This is a genomic window from Streptomyces lancefieldiae, assembly GCF_031845825.1.
GTDB lineage: Bacteria > Actinomycetota > Actinomycetes > Streptomycetales > Streptomycetaceae > Streptomyces > Streptomyces lancefieldiae.
Genome location: NZ_JAVRFH010000315.1, coordinates 1 through 463 on the forward strand (window position 1 = coordinate 1; position 463 = coordinate 463).

2 protein-coding genes are annotated in these 463 nt (G+C 30.5%); both read right to left on the reverse strand.

Annotation, left to right across the window (positions count from 1 at the left end):
- The coding region (locus tag RM812_RS42310) for a bacteriocin immunity protein (protein ID WP_311586355.1) at positions 1 to 303 on the reverse strand (303 nt) is incomplete at its 3' end.
- Positions 278 to 463 (reverse strand): class II bacteriocin (locus tag RM812_RS42315; RefSeq protein ID WP_311586357.1); only part of this gene is annotated, 186 nt, incomplete at its 5' end. The genes RM812_RS42310 and RM812_RS42315, both read right to left, overlap by 26 nt.

A 463-nucleotide genomic window follows, 5' to 3' on the forward strand; every position in this document is an offset into this window, starting at 1 on the left:
TCTATATACTTGAGATTCCTTACTAACAATTTCTTGTAATTCTATTAAAGATTTAGGTAATCCAAATTTATGTTTTAAAATATATCTTCCAAGAAAACTACTTAATTTCATACTAACTTCACCAACACTTTTTCCCTCACTGATTTCTTTAGAATAAAGAAAGAGCTTTTCTTTTAAGTCAGGATAGTCATCTATAGTTGCTTCATTGTATACTTTACTAATTGCATTTAAAAGTTTTTCTTCTTTAGTAAAATCCATTATAATAACCTCCCTACCACTACCTTCTAGGTGCCCATGGACCATGATTAACCCAACCATTAACAATAATTTTTCCAATTTCTCCTTTAGCTTGATTCCAATCTACCCAACATTTTTCTTTGTTACAATAAAGACCATTTCCATAGTAAGTAGCTGCATCAACTTTTATTCCTGTACCGATGCCAGCTAGACAAGTTCCTAATAT